Origin of the sequence: Wolbachia endosymbiont of Ceratosolen solmsi (assembly GCF_017869155.1) — a bacterium.
In the GTDB taxonomy this organism is placed as follows: domain Bacteria; phylum Pseudomonadota; class Alphaproteobacteria; order Rickettsiales; family Anaplasmataceae; genus Wolbachia; species Wolbachia pipientis.
The window spans coordinates 969,172-985,687 of sequence record NZ_CP054598.1 but is presented as its reverse complement, the minus strand read 5'-3'; the positions used below and the strand labels follow the sequence as shown (position 1 = coordinate 985,687).

The window sequence follows — 16,516 nt, the reverse complement described above, 5'->3', positions numbered from 1 at the left end:
TCATTTCATACCTGTTCTATCTGAACCTCAATTATAGGCCTTTTTAGTAAATATTCCTTTAAGATACTCAATATTGAACTTTCAATCTTATTTTTAATTTTTTTTGTTGGCTGCAAACTAAACAACGACTCAACTTTCTTGACAATTTTCTGTATGGTAGCTGCATCTTCTAGCACTTCAAAAACACCAGGTACAAATACTTTTGGTTTAGCAAGCAATTTATTTTTCTTGTTTACAACTGCTGTTACCACAATAACTCCGGCATCTCTCATCCTTTTACGCATTTTTATAACACTGCTCTCCGGATGACGTAGCAGCATACCATCAATACCAAAGTAGTCAACATCAATTGAATCAACTTTTTCTCCGTTCTCCAAATTAACAATATCACCTGGTGCAATCATTATTGCTTTTGCCACACCGCACTCTTTAGCAAATTTTACATGTGCATGCGTGTGAATATATTCGCCGTGAACTGGAATAGACATCTTCGGTTTTATTAAAGAATACATTTCCTTTAGCTCTTCTCTTGTTGGATGCCCAGAAGCATGAACATGCTCTGTTTTTTCAGTAATAACTTCTACCCCCATCTCAATAAAGGCATTGAGCATGTTGTGCGCACGAGTTTCATTTCCAGGAATGATTTTTGACGAAAAGATCATGGTATCACCTTGCTGCATTTTAAATGCTTGATGACTCTTAGCAGCAAGTCTTGCGGTAGCTGCCAGTGGCTCACCTTGACAACCTGTGCAAAGTAGCACCAGTTCTTCCCTTGGAAAATTTACTGCTTCCTTTGCTTCAAGAAACTGAGGAGAATCAGTTAAATAACCACTATCTTGCGCAACTTTCACTATTCTCCATAAAGATCTACCAAGTAAAACTACTTTTCTATTTAGTGCTTTTGCAGCTTGGCTTATCGTTTCAATTCGTGCCACATTTGAAGCGAATAGCGAAACAGCAACTAATTTTTTAGACCGCTTTATTATGTTATAAATATTATTATAAATTTCACCTTCTGACTCAGGGTGATGCTTGCTTAATATATTGGTTGAATCGCAAATTGCTGCAAGCAGGTCACCTTTATCGCCAATTTCTTTTAGACGCTCCATATTAGAAGTTAATCCAACAACAGGTTTTGGATCAAATTTCCAGTCTCCGGTATGGAGTGCACTACCCATTTCAGTGCTAATTAATATTGAATTTGCCTCAGGAATTGAATGAGTTACATTTATAAACTCGACGGTAAAAGGACCCAAATTTATGCTGCCATTTATGTCTACCTCTTTTACAGGCACTATACCTTCCAATCGAAATTCTTTTAGTTTTTCTTTAAGAAAATTAACCGTAAACTTTGTTGTATATATGGAGCACTGCAACTCTTCCCACAAGTGGGGCACTGCACCGCAGTGGTCCTCATGTGCATGTGTAATTATTATTCCAAGTAAATCTTTTTTTCTTTGAGCAATAAAATCTATATCAGCAATGAGCAGCTCAACACCTGGCATAGTTTCATCTGCAAAACCAACACCAAGGTCAATCATAATCCACTTACCTTGGTAATGATATAGGCTAACATTCATCCCGATTCTTCCTACTCCCCCAAGCGGAAGAAATAAAAACTCATTTTTGTTTATATTCATTAAATTTAAATTATTAAAACCTGAGAATAGCAAAACTTCGACCTTAAATAAAGAAATTTATTGCTTTTACATAGTTTTATAGCTAACCCAAGAAAGGTTTCCCAACGTCATACCGCGATTTATTCGCGGTATAGATTCCGCTAACGAGTAGCGGAATGACGAATTTGTTGTTTTTCAAATTGTAGGTAAACCTAAGCCACTTTGGCTATAAGGAGCTAAGAAGTTTCTATTGGCTAATTATTGTTAAGTTTTCCATGAGTGAGATCAAAAAATTGCAGGATTAAATGAAAACCCGTAAACAGTTACCCCTTTATGTCATTTAGCAGATTTCTTATTTTTTTTTTACTTTACTAAAAAACCCTTCAGATTGCTGTTGTACACTTGCATTTTCCTCTTCTTCAAGCGCTTTTAATAGTTCAATTTGCTTTTTAGTTAAATTTTTTGGATTTAAAGTCTCAACTATTACCTGTACGTATAAATCACCACGAGCATGTGAGTTCATATATGGCATACCCTTTTCCCTACAACGTAGTTTGGTACCAGTTTGAGTGCCTTCAGGGACCTTTACTTTTATTTTAGCTCCATCAATTGATTGAATATCGATTTCACCACCAAGCACTGCTAGTGTCATTCTTATAGGCACTTTACAGTGTAAATCTGCTTTATTTCTAGCAAAGATTTTATGGAAAATTATTTTCACGTATACGTATAAATCTCCACTTTTTCCACCTTTTGTTCCAGCTTCTCCTTTACCACTTATCCTTACCTTAGCTCCTTCTTCTATGCCTTTTGGAATTGAAACGGATATATTTACTTCATCTCTTCTACGTCCACTTCCACCACATTTCTTACATTTGTTTTGTATTATTTCTCCTTCCCCATAGCATGTAGTACATGTTCTTTCGATGGTAAAAAAGCCTTGTTGAGTTCTAATCCTACCGCTTCCCTGGCATGTGTGGCACTGAACTGGTTTAATTGCTCCTTCGCCACCTGTGCCTTGGCATGTATCACATTTTACATTTGTCACATAATGTATAGGCGCTTGTATTCCTTTAAATGCATCTTCTAAGGTAATTTCAAGATCATAACGTAGGTCTGCTCCAGATACTCCTGTTGTACTTCTTTTTGCTCTCGATCTACTTGCACCACCACCGAATCCTCCACCAAAGAAGTCATTGAATATGTCGCTAAAATCTCCTGCAGAGCTAAAGCCTTGAAATCCACCAGAAGCACCTTCGTGGCCATAACGGTCATAGCCTGCCCTTTTCTCAGAGTCAGACAGAACTTCATATGCAGCTGTTACTTCTTTAAATTTTTCCTCTGCTTCTTTATTGCCAGGATTTCTATCAGGATGATATTTTAACGCTAATTTTTTATATGCTTTTTTTATCTCATCAATATTGGCATTTCTGCCTACTTCCAGCAGATCATAGTAGTCTTTTTTGCTCATATATAATAGTTTAGTGTTTAACCTTTAAAGATAGGTATTACATATATTAATTTCAAGTGTGACTTCTGTTTCCTATAAAATGTGGTGCACCCTGAGCGACTTGAACGCCCGACCTTTTGATCCGTAGTCAAATGCTCTAATCCAACTGAGCTAAGGGTGCTTTCACAAAGTTAACTTTAGCAGGTTTTGTAGCTTGATTCAATTAATTTGGCTAAAAATAAAACTGTTAATTTTTATCACGCGTGAACCCCTTACAATTCCCAAACTTCTGTTGCAAATAAGGATTATCAAATGCATTTTGAGGAGGAGCAGTTGGAGTAGTATTAGGATCTTGAGAAAAGTAAGGAGGTGGTGCATCATAACGAGAAGAATCTCCATAACCATGCCCTTGTTTAAGATAGCTATCTACCGCTCTTTCAGCTTTCTCGATATTTTCTGATTCTTCCTCATGCTTCATATGAAAAGCTAAACCACCAGTAAAACACACAAGAGAATTAACGCCAAGGATAACTAAACCCCACACTGGTAAGACTGGGTAAACAGCACAAGCTACCAAAGCTGCCAAAGAAACAGCGCCAACCGCAAATTCTATATTTCTGAACGTTTTAAATTTACTATCCAGGTAATCTATTTTTTCTTCTTTTCTAGCCACTTTTCTGCTGCTGTTATACCAAAAACACATACCAGCATGGAAAGCAACACACACAACTGCAGCTACCATACCTAAAGCTAATAACTTTCTATTGTCTTCTGAGTCTTTTTTCTTATCTTCTCTGCTTTGATGGCTACCACTACTGAAACCAGGGTTATTTATAACTGTAGTATGACCACCAAACAGGCTGCGAAGTAGTAAATAATCCCAAAAATCTAAACCTCTATCATTGTATACATGTATATGTGTAGTCTGAGAGCCTGTAGGTTGTGCGTTATTCCCTGCGTTATATTGATCATTTCTGCTTCCTGTATCGTGCCTATTGCTTGAATTTGGATGTGTAAATTCTTCATACACATTTTTAAAATTCTCCTTGCTCCAAGTTAAATTCGGTGTATTATTACAATACTGTAGAAACCCTTCAATATTATTATTATTACCTAATTTCTTTATATAGGCTAACGCATACCTTTTTAAAACACTATCACTTGCTACCATAAATACCCTCTTAAGTTAAGATTAAATTAATAAATATTTATTATAACAAGATAACATCTACTTGTCAACTTGAGCCTGATTCAAGTATCCGTTCAGAGTGTGGCAGAAGAACTTATTCAAATAAAGTAGGTGGTAAAATATAAACATTTTATAAAGTGAAAAATGGACTTTTCAGACCACTGCCGAGCTAAAAAAGCCCTGAAAAACGTGATACTTAGGCTACTTCTTGCTTAAGCTGTACAATTTCAGCTTGAGAAAGGCCAGTGGATTCAGCTATTAAATTAACAGATACACCAGCTTTAAGTAAATTTTTTGCAACTTCGATTTTTCCTTTCTCTATACCTTCCTCAAGTTTGTATTCAAGAATGGCTTCTTCTTTCCGCAGATCCATTATTCTTTCTTCATATGCTACTAAATCTTTCTCATTCCAGCAAAACTTGTCTAACTCATCGTAGGCTAACTTTATTATTGGTGCTTTTTCTGCTATCAACTATGTTTTTTAAAAATTTTTTTATTTGTGTAATTTTGCAAATTATATGGGCAATAAAAACCCGTTTGTCATAGAAATAGAATTTTATATCAAACAGCTACCACAGCAATTTCTGCTTAAGCTAATGAATATGTGCTTTAAGTCTGTGTGGACGCACATATTCATTAGCCAATTTTAGTTACCGTTGTGAAGATTTTTAAGTATGCAAATTAATTGCTTCTTTAAGTCTTGTATTAGCAATTACTATAATTTTACGCATTAGGGCTGTTATAGCCACCATCTTCTTCTTACCACTTTCAACAAGCTTAGAATAAAAGGCGCCAAGTATAGATTTTGACCTTGTAGCAGCCATAGCGGCTGTAAAGAGCTTTGAACGAACGTTACTTCTACCACCTGTAATCCTTCGGTAACCAACAGCTTTACCACTTTCTTTTGGATGCGGTGCAACTCCGGCAAGACTTGCTACTTCTTTTCTGTTTAAGTAACCAAGCTCTGGCATTAAACACAAAAAATCTTGTGATAACTTTTTACCTATTCCAGGAACTGTTTTAAGAATTTTTTGGCGTTGTTGTAATTCGCGGCTTTCATCAATAATCTTTTGTATAGTATCATTGAGTTCGTTTATTTGACTATCGAAAAACTCAATGGTCTTTTGACAGCTTTCTTTTATATGATCATTTTCCGGTGCTTCAAGTCTGCATTTTTCTTGAGTTCTCATTTGCGTAATATCATCACGACGTTGACAAAGTGCAGCCAAAGTTGATTGTTCTGTAGAGGTAGGTACAAATAGAGAGATAGTTCTATGGCGTTCAAATCCATATTGAGCAAGAGCTCTTGCATCTGATCTATCAGACTTTGCTAAAGCTCCGTGAGATAAAATAAAGCTTTTTACTTTACGAGTATTAGCTCGATGCACGGCAATATTTTTGTCGGTAAGAAAATGTGATAAGCCAAGCTCATATTTCCCTGTATTTTCTAAAGTCACTAAAGCATTAGGTAGAATATCTGAAAACTCTTGAAATAATTGTTGCCAACCAGAAGCATTATTATCAAATTCGACAGCATTCTTCTGTTTGTGAATTGCAACGACATTTTTAAATTTTCCGATGTCAATGCCAATAAAATTTTGATAAGATGTAACCATAATAAACCTCGATAGTTTTAGTTAATTTAAGATTGTAAACGGGTGCATATATATGTCCCAAGCAACTATTCAAACGTATCGAGAGATAGGGCTAGCGTACCTTGATACCAACGGTTGTAATACCAATTTCCTTTCGGTCGCGCACGCCCGCTATTCCTAGTGAGCAGGGTTATCTTTCTCTCTTATCTCTTTTATATCACGTTTTTAACTTACAATTTCCTTAGATGGAAAATAGAGATATTGCATAAGATTTTAAAATCTGGTCTCAAAGTTGAGGAATGTAGACTTGGAACAGCAGAAAGATTAATGAGGTATTTAACAGTCATGAGCATTATTGCTTGGAGAATTTTCTTTATTACATCAATTGCAAGAACTAACCCAACATTACCATGTACTGCCTTATTAGCTGAGGAAGAATGGAAAGTTTTATATGTTAAAATACACAGGAAACCATGTCCAAATATAGCCCCTACTATAAAAGAAGCCGTTTCGTGAACTTGGAGGTCATTTAGCAAGAAAAAGCGACCCAAAACCAGGACCAATTACTCTTTGGAAAGGGTGGAGACGTTTCTTTGATCTAGAAGAAGGATGGCGACTTGCTCACGAACCTCATATTTGTGGGTAATAGTAAGATTTGATATGCTGCCAACACTTATGTTCAAATTAAAAATGTCATTTATGATACTAGCCACTTCATGCTTTGAGTTTTTGTAAAATCCGCTAAGTGCTGCAATTATAGACTTAACCCTTGGACCAAATGTATCTGGCGTAACACCTTCTGGTAACTTGCTACTTTTTCTTTTTCTGCATCTCCAACAACGACCATGTTCCAATTACTACATAAGGCCTAATTTCCGGAAGATCAACTTTTTGGTGAACATAAGGTTTTTCGCATATTACAAGCTCTCCTCCGCATTCGCAAATATTAGGCAACTCTATTTTTACTACTTTATCCGCTTCCATTGTGGCATGAAAATTTCCTTTATACCCAACCTGATCGCCAACATTCCTTTCGCTTTTTGGCTTGTCCTTTTTTGTTTTGTACAATTCTTTAGAGCTCGGTAGAGATGAATTTTTCGAGTTTAAAACCAAGCCTTTCCTTTAATTCAGCGTTCTCTATCTTTAAAGCTTTATTTTCTGCTTTTAAGTTTTCTATCTCTGCTTCCAGTTTTTCTATTTTTTGCTGTAAATTTTTGCAAAGTTCTAAAAGGTTTACCACATTACCTCACTTTTGCTTTATGATTATCTTTTTAGATCACTTTGTCTACCTTATTCTACCACTCCGCTGAACGGATACAATTTACTAAACAGAAAAAAGGCAAAAGAAACCCCGTGTTAGCTAGTTGTCACTCTCTAATCCTGCAAATTGGCGTACTATACTGTCTTGAACGACTTATAAGCGCGTTTCAGCTTGTGTAGGTAAAAACCTAGAAATATTGTGAAGACATAAGGTGCACATAGTGCAAAAAATTAAAAATAAGACGCCAACTACGTTGTTTTCTTGCTGTTTAATCTGCACAGATGAAGATAACTGAATACCTTCAGTTTTATGATAATGGGCTGGCGAAGCTTGTCAAGGAAGTTTTTCGTTTCTATTCCCAATAAAAGTTTGTTATATGGTTATGCAAGAAGTCTATTATAAATGAAATGAATGTGAAAAATATCTTATTAGCGTTTTTAGTACAAATGGTATTCAGTTTGCCGCTATTTGCAGCTGATCCTGTTTTGCTCAACTGCATTGAAACTCCAGAAATATATGACCTTGATGCAAGGCCAAAAAATTTTAACTCTTCAAACAATTTAAGAAGAAAACCTGGTTCTCCAAATAGTGCAATAGGGGAATTAATACACATAGTGGGTAGAATTACTGATATAAACTGCTTACCAATACAAAATGCTGTAGTTTCTATATGGCACGCGAATTCACGCGGCGTGAACCATTACGATAAGAATATAGAGGATGATCTGAATTTTGCTGGATCAGGAAGGTTTGTAGTGAATAATCTTGGCTATTATAATTTTATTACGATAGCACCTGGTAAAATTGGTGATAGAGCTTCACATATCAACTTTCTAGTTCAACATCCGGATTTTCCAGAATTCACAACGCAAATGTTTTTTGCTGACCATAATTGCTCTGATCCTGTTCTTGAAGATTTTGTTAGTAATGGGCTTGCAAGCCTTCTCATAACACCATTTACTTACAGTGATCAGGTCATAAAAACCTATACGTTTAACATTACCTTGGGCGGATATAATAAGTTCTCTAATAAAAGATAAAAAACCTTGCATGTAAGGGAGTCCATAGTAAACTTAAGTGTTATTGTACTTAGGATGTATATGAAAAATATCTTACTGATGTTTTTGCTATGTTTTATGTACAGTTTACAATTATTTGCAACGGAGATACCAGCAATGAAAATAACAATTTCTAAAATTTCGCCCGATTTTAAAACAATAGTAATGGGTTTATTTGAAGACAACGAAACCGTAAATGATGGCGGAGTTTTGCAAGGAAAACAGGTCATAGATAATATAAAGCAATTTAGCGATTTCAATGGAAGTTTTGGTGAATTTTTCTCTACTGCTTTGCCAGAAGAAAAAAATGTTATAGTTGTTGGACTGGGTAAGAAGGATGAATGGAATGAAAATAAAGAATTAAATATTGGTGGTAAAATATATTGTGAGCTAAGCAGATTAAAAATTAAAAAAGCAGCGGTTTTAATCGAAGGTAGTGCAGCAAATGTTGCATATGGTGCGTTTCTGCGTAGTTTTAAGTTTGATAAGTATAAAACTAAAAAGGATGAGAAAATTACAGAGGTAGAGGAGATTACCGTATTAGTAAAAGATGAACAATTAAGTAATGCTGAAAGATCATTTGAGCACTTAAGGCAAGAAGGTGAGAGTATATTTCTTGCGCGCTCTTTTATAACAGAGCCTCCTAACATTCTATATCCAGAATCCTATGCTGATCATATAAAAAAAGAACTTACTAAGCTTGGCCTTGAAATCGAGGTGCTTGATAAAAAGCAGATGGAAGAGAAAAAAATGGGAGCCTTGCTTGGAGTTGCACAAGGAAGTAGTAAAGAACCAAAATTAGTAGTGATAAAATGGAATGGAGCTTCTAAAGAACAAAAGCCTATAGCTTTTGTTGGTAAAGGTATAACGTTTGACACTGGTGGAGTATCACTCAAACCTTCACGTGGTATGGAGTCGATGAAATATGACATGGCAGGCTCTGCTACTGTGGTTGGGGTGATGCATGCTTTAGCAGGACGAAAAGCAAAAGTAAATGCAATTGGCGTGGTCGCACTTGCAGAAAATGCAGTGGGTGGTAATGCTCAAAGACCAAGTGATGTAGTAACTTCAATGTCTGGACAAACAATAGAAGTGTTGAACACCGATGCAGAAGGAAGGCTCATACTTGCAGATGCTTTATGGTATACGCAAGATAGATTCTCACCAAAATTTATGATTGATCTTGCAACTTTAACTGGTGCTATAGTGGTTGCACTTGGAAATAACGAATATGCTGGTCTTTTTTCAAATAATGATGAATTAGCAAACCTTCTGATTGATGCAGGAAATGAAGTAAATGAGAAGTTATGGCGTTTTCCTATGAATGAAACTTATGACAAAATTATTGATTCACCGATTGCTGATGTTCAAAACATCGCTCCTGCAGGCTCTGGTGGAGATAGCATAATGGCTGCACAGTTTTTACAGCGTTTTGTGAATGAAACTTGCTGGGCACATTTAGATATCGCAGGCACTGCTTGGCACGAGAAAGGTACTGACATTTGTCCAAGAGGAGCAGTAGGTTTTGGTGTAAGGTTACTTAATAAGTTGGTTGAGAAGTACTACGAAGCCAATGATTAAAGGTCTTTATACTGGATTTATGGCTTAGCTACATGAACGTTTATTTTCGAGGCGCAGCAAATGAAAGTAGCTGATACATATTTCTTTTTTTCTGGATTCCAGTGTCAGCTACTTTCATGACACCCTGACAACCGTCATCCCGCTACTTGTTAGCGGCTGAGATACCGCGGCGGCATGACGTAGGGAAACCGTTTTTTGGGTTAGCTATAACAGTAGTCAGGAAACAATAGCTTAAAAAGAGACTTAGTGTTAAATTTCTAATAGATTACTTATAAAAATAAATCTTATGGAAAGCAGAGCTAAGGCTTGGTTCATTTGGCTGATTAGTAACTTGGTTGTTATATTCAGCAACATTCAGATAATTTATACCTTTATAAGTGTAAATCTCGAAAAGGAACTTGGACTTACAATCGCGCAAGTTGCACTGGCTAATTCAGCATATACTTGGACTTTCGCCATCTTACAATTTTTTAGTGGAGCAACGTTTAATGTTTTTTCCAGTAAAAAAATTTATTTTTTCTCGTTATCAACTATGATCTTGGGGTTTTTTGTCCTTATTAATAGTGACAATTTCTCCCATTTGATTTTGTCTCAAGTGTTGATTGCAACTGGAGCATCATTTGGTTTTATTGGTGCTGCTCACACAAGTAGCATATGTTTTTCCGCTGCCCAATTTGGACTAATGTTTTCACTAGTGCAGACAATTTCAAGCCTTTCTGCTTTGGTAATTCAGATACTGTTCTCTAACTTGCTTGCCGAAGATGCATATTGGAAAAATCTGATTGTATGCATAATACTATTTGGTGTGTTGATATTTGTACTTACGCTTTTTTGTCCAAACACACTTCCAGAAAGCAGCTCAGAAAAGCGCACAATAAAAAGCTCTATGAAGACAGTAATGTGCTCTATATTAACAGTGCTAAAATTAAGAGATATCTGGATAACTTCAGTGGTGGGTGCTATTACTTTTGGAACATTTTTAGCACTTAATACCTTGTGGGCTCCAAGGTTACTGGGCAACTCAGAACTCAATGCAATGGAGTCAGGTATAGCAACTGCAATACTATGGCTTGGTCTTGCAGTTGGTGCTCCAATTGCAGATCGAATCTCAAACTTATTTAAAAATAGGAAACATGTAATTTCTGCTTTTGCTTTATTGCAAGGCGTCTCAATTATTATTTTACTATACAGCCATTTAACAGTCCACGTTGTGTACTTTTGTATGTTAATGTTCGGGTTTTTTGCGGGAGGACATATGCTTAATTTTACTGCCGGCAGCGAGATTGTGAAACGAAAATACATCAGCACATCATCATCCATTATCAATGGATTTATGTTTATTGGCAGTGGAGTTATAGTGTCAATGTTAGCACTTTTTACAGATCATAAAATGGCACTTTTTGCAATATTTGCGATATTGATAGTTGCCGGTATTTTAAATTATGCAACAAAAGAGACATACTCTAAAAAATAAAGTAGCTGAATCTCGAGTCGATTGCTATATTATATTTACGTATTGTAATATTTATCAATAATGGATCACGTTACAACAAAAGACACAACAGTAACTAAGGCAACGATAGCTGGAGATATAAACCAAGAAATAGGATTATCAAAGGAAGACTCTGTTTCGATAATAGATGATATATTGGACGAAATAAAGACAAGCTTGGTAAAGGATGGAATAGTAAAAATATCGTCATTTGGAACATTCTTGGTTAAGAAAAAGAAGGAAAGACCAGGAAATATACCAAATACATCGGAGAAAGTGATGATTCAGGCAAGAAATTCAGTTTCTTTTAGGCCTTCAAAAATTATAAAAAAATCAATCAATAATTAATGAACAAGGAAAAATTATTTTATACGATTGGGGAAGTAGCTGAAGAGCTACATTTGGAACAGCATGTTTTGAGATTTTGGGAAGGTCAATTTCATCAAATTAAGCCTACAAAGCGTAAAGGAAGAAGGATATATGATCGCAAGTGTATAGAGGCCATAAAGAAAGTAAAATACATGCTATATGATAAAGGATATACAATAAAAGGAGTGCAAAAAGAATTTGGTAATGATATAAAAGTCACAAAGAATTTGTTGCAAGAACTCACCGATTTGAGGGACTATTTAACTAGTAAAATAAATAACGAGGAAAGTAACAAGCAGGCGTGAAACACTACGTCTCGCTAAAATTTTGGAGTTTTGTGAGAGTTTAAAATGTGGCATATAGCCTCATTTCTTATGTTATTAGCAATATTAATAGGCTGTGGCCTGCAAAAACCTGCATCTGTGCTGCTTAAAGGCGAAGAATTTTACGGAAAAAGAGATCTGGAATATACAAGAGAGTACCATTTAATTAGGGAGCCTTCAGTGCAAAAAGAAAGTAGAAAAGCCATCATAAATAGGATATACAAAGATAACAATAATACACAAAATGTGGGGGTAAATTGTAAATTTGTAATGCCAGTTAAAGGTTCAGCTACCTCTTCTGATGAAATGTGTAAGGATGGCATAAAAATTGCTGCTCAAAATGGAACGAACGTAGTTTCCTCTGCACCAGGCAAAGTGATATATGTAGGCAAAGGGCTGAGATGGTATGGAAATTTAATTATAGTGGAACACAAAGATAATTACATGACTGTGTACTCCTATTTAAAAAACATACATGTTGAAATTGGCGATAAAGTAAAGCAAGGTCAAGTAATTGGATCTGCAGGTAAATCAAGCACACAAGATAAAGATCCACAGATGTGTTTCACAATACGACATAATGGCCAAGCGGTTGATCCTTTGATGCATATGAACTGTAATTGAATTTGGATTTATATGAAATATGATTTTAAAAGTGTTGAAAAATTTTATCAAGATAAATGGGATTTTTCTGTAAGCAAGAGTGGTAAACAAGAAAAGTGTTACGTGTTGGAAATGTTTCCATATCCATCTGGTAAAATTCATATGGGACACTTACGTAACTATGCAATAGGGGATGTGATAGCGCGTTACAAGAGAGCTAATGGATTTGAGGTTTTGCATCCAATTGGCTGGGATGCGTTTGGATTACCAGCTGAGAATGCAGCAAGGGATAACAATATTAGCCCCGAAACATGGACAAAAGAGAATATAGATAATATGCGTACACAGTTGAAATCTATAGGTCTTTCTTATAATTGGGAGCGTGAACTCTCCACATGTGAGCCTGATTATTACAAACACGAACAAAAATTTTTCCTGGATTTTTTAAAGCATGGGCTTGCCTATCGAAAAGAATCATGGGTTAACTGGGATCCAGTGGACCAAACAGTGCTTGCAAATGAACAGGTGGTTGATGGAAAAGGATGGCGGTCAGGCGCCGTTGTTGAAAAACGTAAGTTATCCCAGTGGTTTTTAAAGATTACTGATTTCGCTGAAGATTTACTCAAGTGTCTGCAAAGTTTGAAAAATTGGCCAGAAAAAGTCAAAACAATGCAGGAGCGTTGGATAGGAAAATCTGAAGGGGTAACTATAGATTTTGAAATAGTTGGCTTAAATAAGAAATTAAAGATTTTTACAACTTCTCCTCATACTTGGTTTGGAGCTTCTTTTTTTGCGGTAGCAGCAGAACACCCTATTGTGCAGGATCTTAAGGACAAAGAAATACGAGACTTTATCGATGGCATGAAAGCAAAGGAGGAAAATGACGAAAAAATAGGAGTTTACACCGGATTAAACGTCAAGCATCCATTTCTTGATAAGGAATTGCCGCTTTACATAGCGAATTTTGTGTTGATGGAATATGGGGAAGGCGCGATTTTTGGGTGCCCTGCACATGATCAGCGTGATTTTGAATTTGCACAGAAATACGATTTGCCGGTTATTCCTGTTATTTGTGAAAAGGGTGCACAAGCCATAGTGACTCTAGAAGAAGCCTACACTGGCGGCGAAATAATGTGCAACTCTGAATTCTTAAATGGATTGACGGTTAGTGAAGCAAAGGAAGTAATCATTAAAAAGCTCAAAGAAAAAGGGATAGGTGAGAAAACAACAAACTATCGTTTACATGATTGGGGAATTTCGAGACAACGTTATTGGGGATGCCCTATACCTATCATATATTGCAGAGACTGCGGAACTGTTCCAGTACCAGAAAAAGACCTTCCTGTAGTTCTACCAACAGATGTGGAATTTACAAGTGGTGGTAATCCGCTTGATAAACACCCAACTTGGAAGTTCGTTGATTGCCCAAAATGTGGAAAGCAAGCAGAGCGTGAAACTGATACATTCGACACCTTTTTTGAGTCTTCCTGGTATTTTGCTGCATTCTGTAGTGAAGATAAATCAATAGACAAAGATGCATGTAATCGTTTTATGCCTGTTGATTATTATATAGGTGGGATAGAGCATGCAATTCTGCATTTGCTTTACTCACGATTTTTCTGCCGTGCTTTAACCAAATGTGGCTATTTTGATATTAAAGAGCCTTTCTCTACTTTAATCACTCAAGGAATGGTCTGCCATGCAACTTATAAAGACGAAAATGGTAAGTGGCTATTTCCCGCAGAAGCAAAAGAGTTGATTGCACAAGGAGCTAAGGTTCAAGTTGGAAAAGTCGAGAAAATGAGCAAATCGAAAAAGAACACAGTTGATCCAAATTTTATCATAGAAAAGTATGGTGCTGATACTGCCCGCTTGTTTGTGTTGTCTGACACTCCTCCAGAGAAAGATATGGAATGGTCCGATGATGGTGTGGAAGGTTGTTCTCGTTATGTAAATAAATTGTGGCGTATGGTCATGCAGCTTAAGCCTGTGAATATGCACTATGATAACAAAAGTGTTACGTGTGGACTTCTAGAGTACAGAAAAAAAATTCATAAACTCTTACATGGACTTACAGATGACTTGGAAAACTGCAGATTAAACTGTGTAGTGGCAAAATTTCGTGAAATGACAAATTTAATAGCTGAAATAGACGTAGCAGCTGGAAAATCTCTTATTAATGAAGGTATATGCATACTAATCAGAGTAATCGAACCATTTATGCCGCATTTAGCTGAAAGCCTATGGCAAGAAATAGGAGGTCAACCTTGGCCAAAAGCTGATGAATCATTATTAGTTGACGATACGGTAACTATAGCAGTGCAGATCAATGGAAAGTTGCGTGCGACAATCGAAGTGGCAATTAACTTACCTCAAGAAGAATTGAAGAAAATAGCGATAGACTCTGTGTCCAGTAAGATCGATCAAAACAAAGTTCGCACTGTATATGCTGTACCAAATAAGATAGTAAATATAGTTATATAAAAAATCCGTAGCGCATCTTTGACTTCATGGTTATACTCTTTTTAACATGCGATTATATCCTTTTTAATATAAAGGATATATACTTATGCATTATATATTTTTTTTTGTATGAGGAGTTATATGAAAATGAAAAGATTATGTGCTTTAGCTGTGTTGCTCACTTCATCTCTAGCAGGTACAGCTAATAATAGTGCAAGTAAGTCAGAAGATCAGTATTATGCAGGTTTAAACTTTGGTGCTGGATGGGGTGGTGGCTTAAAAATAAAACCTAGCGTTGTTTTTGGTTATCATCATGACAAAAACTCTAAGTTTGAACTTGAGGTTCTCACTGACATAAGTGATATGTTTGGTAAAGAAGAAAAGAAAATGGGGGCTAGCTTATTAGCAAATTACCGTTATTACCCTAACCTTGATATTGATCCCGTTAAGCTATATGTCAGCGGAGGTTTAGGAGGATACCTACAAGTAATACCTTTTGGCTTTGGTAACAGTGGTACAAGTGAACCTGCAAGCAAAGATATTGAAGCTGCTGGAGAGAAGGCATCTGTAGTAGATAAAATACTGGGTTCTATTTCCTATAAACTAAAGGTCGGTGTTGATTATGAAATTGCTCCACAGATAGTTGGTACAGTTGGTATTACCGCAGGCGGGCAACTAAGTGGCTTTAAACCACCAGTACAAATACCGGACGCGATTCTAGAAGTAGGAATACGTTATAATTTTTAATGCTGCTACTTAGTTCATAAAGGTAGAGGCAATGTTGAGGATGAAATAAACAGCATTAAAAAAATCTGGAAATATATGAGATACTTTTCGAATATGGTTTTGAACGCTGACTATAGATTAGAAAAATAACAAGAAAAAGGGTAAACATACTGTAATTGCTGTTGAATGATGGAGTCCATTATTTTAGCACGAAGTAACGAATTCAGTAGAATAAGTTCTTCAAAAATAATTTAAACTTTTATTAGTAGGAGCAGTCTCATGGAATATTATAGCGATCTCACTAAAAGAAACTTTTATAAGTATCGTTGATGAGAAAGGAAAAATTGTTAAGGAAGAAGTTGTTGCAAGAGAAAGTAAGGCAATAGCTGAATTTTTTCTTGGTCAAGGCAAAAAATATGAATCCATGGGAATAGAAAGTGGACAGTTGTCAATTGACCTTACCCAGAAAAAGTGGAGAGAAAGTTTGGAATGTTTTTTACAAAAAGAATGATGCATCAAATTGTTCTGGAATGCAATAGTTAATAGTGACGTTGTTTGTTATAAAAAATTTCTATGTATTCAAATATTGCAGTTCTAGTTTGTTGAGCAGAGTGTTGTGAAGTATCAATAAGTATTTCTCTTTTCAATGAGCTAAAGAAGCTTTCCACAACAGAATTGTTGTAACAACAACCTTTATGACTCATCTATATTCTTTACAGCTAAGAGATATTGATAACCTTGCGAAGTATATTGTGAACCTTTATCACTATGTAATAGTAGATTTTTG

General features: G+C 35.9%; 12 protein-coding genes, 1 tRNA gene and 4 pseudogenes. 9 read left to right on the top strand and 8 right to left on the bottom strand.

Features of this window, described 5'->3' with window-relative positions; genetic code table 11:
• Window positions 1–5 precede the first annotated feature (5 nt).
• The 6 genes and pseudogenes from HUB95_RS04855 to HUB95_RS04830 all read right to left on the bottom strand — a co-directional run bounded on the left by HUB95_RS04855 (window position 6) and on the right by HUB95_RS04830 (window position 5,874).
• Entirely contained in the window at window positions 6–1,640 is a 1,635-nt protein-coding gene (locus HUB95_RS04855) for a ribonuclease J (RefSeq protein WP_012673044.1), read from the bottom strand.
• 331 nt (window positions 1,641–1,971) lie between these two features.
• On the bottom strand, window positions 1,972–3,090 hold the full coding sequence (gene dnaJ / locus HUB95_RS04850) for a molecular chaperone DnaJ (RefSeq protein ID WP_015588778.1): 1,119 nt from the start codon (window positions 3,088–3,090) through the stop codon (window positions 1,972–1,974).
• Window positions 3,091–3,172: 82 nt separating this feature from the next.
• A tRNA-Arg gene (locus HUB95_RS04845) sits at window positions 3,173–3,250 on the bottom strand.
• A gap of 66 nt (window positions 3,251–3,316) precedes the next feature.
• On the bottom strand, window positions 3,317–4,240 hold the full coding sequence (locus HUB95_RS04840; RefSeq protein ID WP_015588779.1) for a hypothetical protein: 924 nt from the start codon (window positions 4,238–4,240) through the stop codon (window positions 3,317–3,319).
• A gap of 214 nt (window positions 4,241–4,454) precedes the next feature.
• A pseudogene (locus tag HUB95_RS04835) lies at window positions 4,455–4,727 on the bottom strand (hypothetical protein); the annotation flags it as partial.
• A gap of 199 nt (window positions 4,728–4,926) precedes the next feature.
• Window positions 4,927–5,874, bottom strand: coding sequence for an IS110 family RNA-guided transposase (locus HUB95_RS04830; protein ID WP_015588780.1), 948 nt, complete (start codon window positions 5,872–5,874; stop codon window positions 4,927–4,929).
• 219 nt (window positions 5,875–6,093) lie between these two features.
• Between HUB95_RS04830 and HUB95_RS04825 the strand changes: the two are divergent.
• Window positions 6,094–6,499, top strand: a pseudogene (locus tag HUB95_RS04825) (IS4 family transposase); the annotation flags it as partial.
• A 7-nt stretch (window positions 6,500–6,506) separates the two neighbouring features.
• Here the strand turns inward: HUB95_RS04825 and HUB95_RS04820 are convergent.
• A pseudogene (locus HUB95_RS04820) lies at window positions 6,507–7,093 on the bottom strand (DUF6444 domain-containing protein); the annotation flags it as partial.
• A 428-nt stretch (window positions 7,094–7,521) separates the two neighbouring features.
• On the opposite strand from HUB95_RS04820, the gene HUB95_RS04815 reads away from it, so the two are divergent.
• The 8 genes from HUB95_RS04815 (at window position 7,522) to HUB95_RS04780 (ending at window position 15,750) form a co-directional block, all read left to right on the top strand.
• Entirely contained in the window at window positions 7,522–8,154 is a 633-nt protein-coding gene (locus HUB95_RS04815; protein WP_209452363.1) for a protocatechuate 3,4-dioxygenase, read from the top strand.
• Between the two features lie 96 nt (window positions 8,155–8,250).
• Window positions 8,251–9,753, top strand: coding sequence for a leucyl aminopeptidase (locus HUB95_RS04810; protein ID WP_197907335.1), 1,503 nt, complete (start codon window positions 8,251–8,253; stop codon window positions 9,751–9,753).
• 286 nt (window positions 9,754–10,039) lie between these two features.
• Window positions 10,040–11,227 carry an MFS transporter gene (locus HUB95_RS04805; protein WP_209452362.1) on the top strand — a complete coding sequence of 396 codons (1,188 nt, stop codon included), beginning with the start codon at window positions 10,040–10,042 and terminating at the stop codon, window positions 11,225–11,227.
• 60 nt (window positions 11,228–11,287) lie between these two features.
• On the top strand, window positions 11,288–11,593 hold the full coding sequence (locus HUB95_RS04800; RefSeq protein ID WP_006279881.1) for an integration host factor subunit alpha: 306 nt from the start codon (window positions 11,288–11,290) through the stop codon (window positions 11,591–11,593).
• Window positions 11,593–11,919, top strand: coding sequence for a MerR family transcriptional regulator (locus HUB95_RS04795; RefSeq protein WP_197907337.1), 327 nt, complete (start codon window positions 11,593–11,595; stop codon window positions 11,917–11,919). The genes HUB95_RS04800 and HUB95_RS04795 overlap by 1 nt, the downstream gene beginning before the upstream one ends.
• Window positions 11,920–11,964: 45 nt before the next feature.
• The gene (locus HUB95_RS04790) at window positions 11,965–12,561 is read left to right on the top strand and encodes a murein hydrolase activator EnvC family protein (RefSeq protein WP_209452361.1); all 597 of its coding nucleotides are present in this window, start codon (window positions 11,965–11,967) and stop codon (window positions 12,559–12,561) included.
• A 12-nt stretch (window positions 12,562–12,573) separates the two neighbouring features.
• A complete protein-coding gene (leuS, locus tag HUB95_RS04785; RefSeq protein WP_209452360.1) occupies window positions 12,574–15,024 on the top strand; it encodes a leucine--tRNA ligase in 2,451 nt (816 codons plus the stop codon).
• Window positions 15,025–15,144: 120 nt separating this feature from the next.
• Window positions 15,145–15,750 carry an OmpA-like protein gene (locus HUB95_RS04780; protein ID WP_015588785.1) on the top strand — a complete coding sequence of 202 codons (606 nt, stop codon included), beginning with the start codon at window positions 15,145–15,147 and terminating at the stop codon, window positions 15,748–15,750.
• A gap of 475 nt (window positions 15,751–16,225) precedes the next feature.
• On the opposite strand, the pseudogene HUB95_RS06650 reads toward HUB95_RS04780, so the two are convergent.
• Window positions 16,226–16,516: pseudogene (locus HUB95_RS06650) on the bottom strand (IS3 family transposase); the annotation flags it as partial.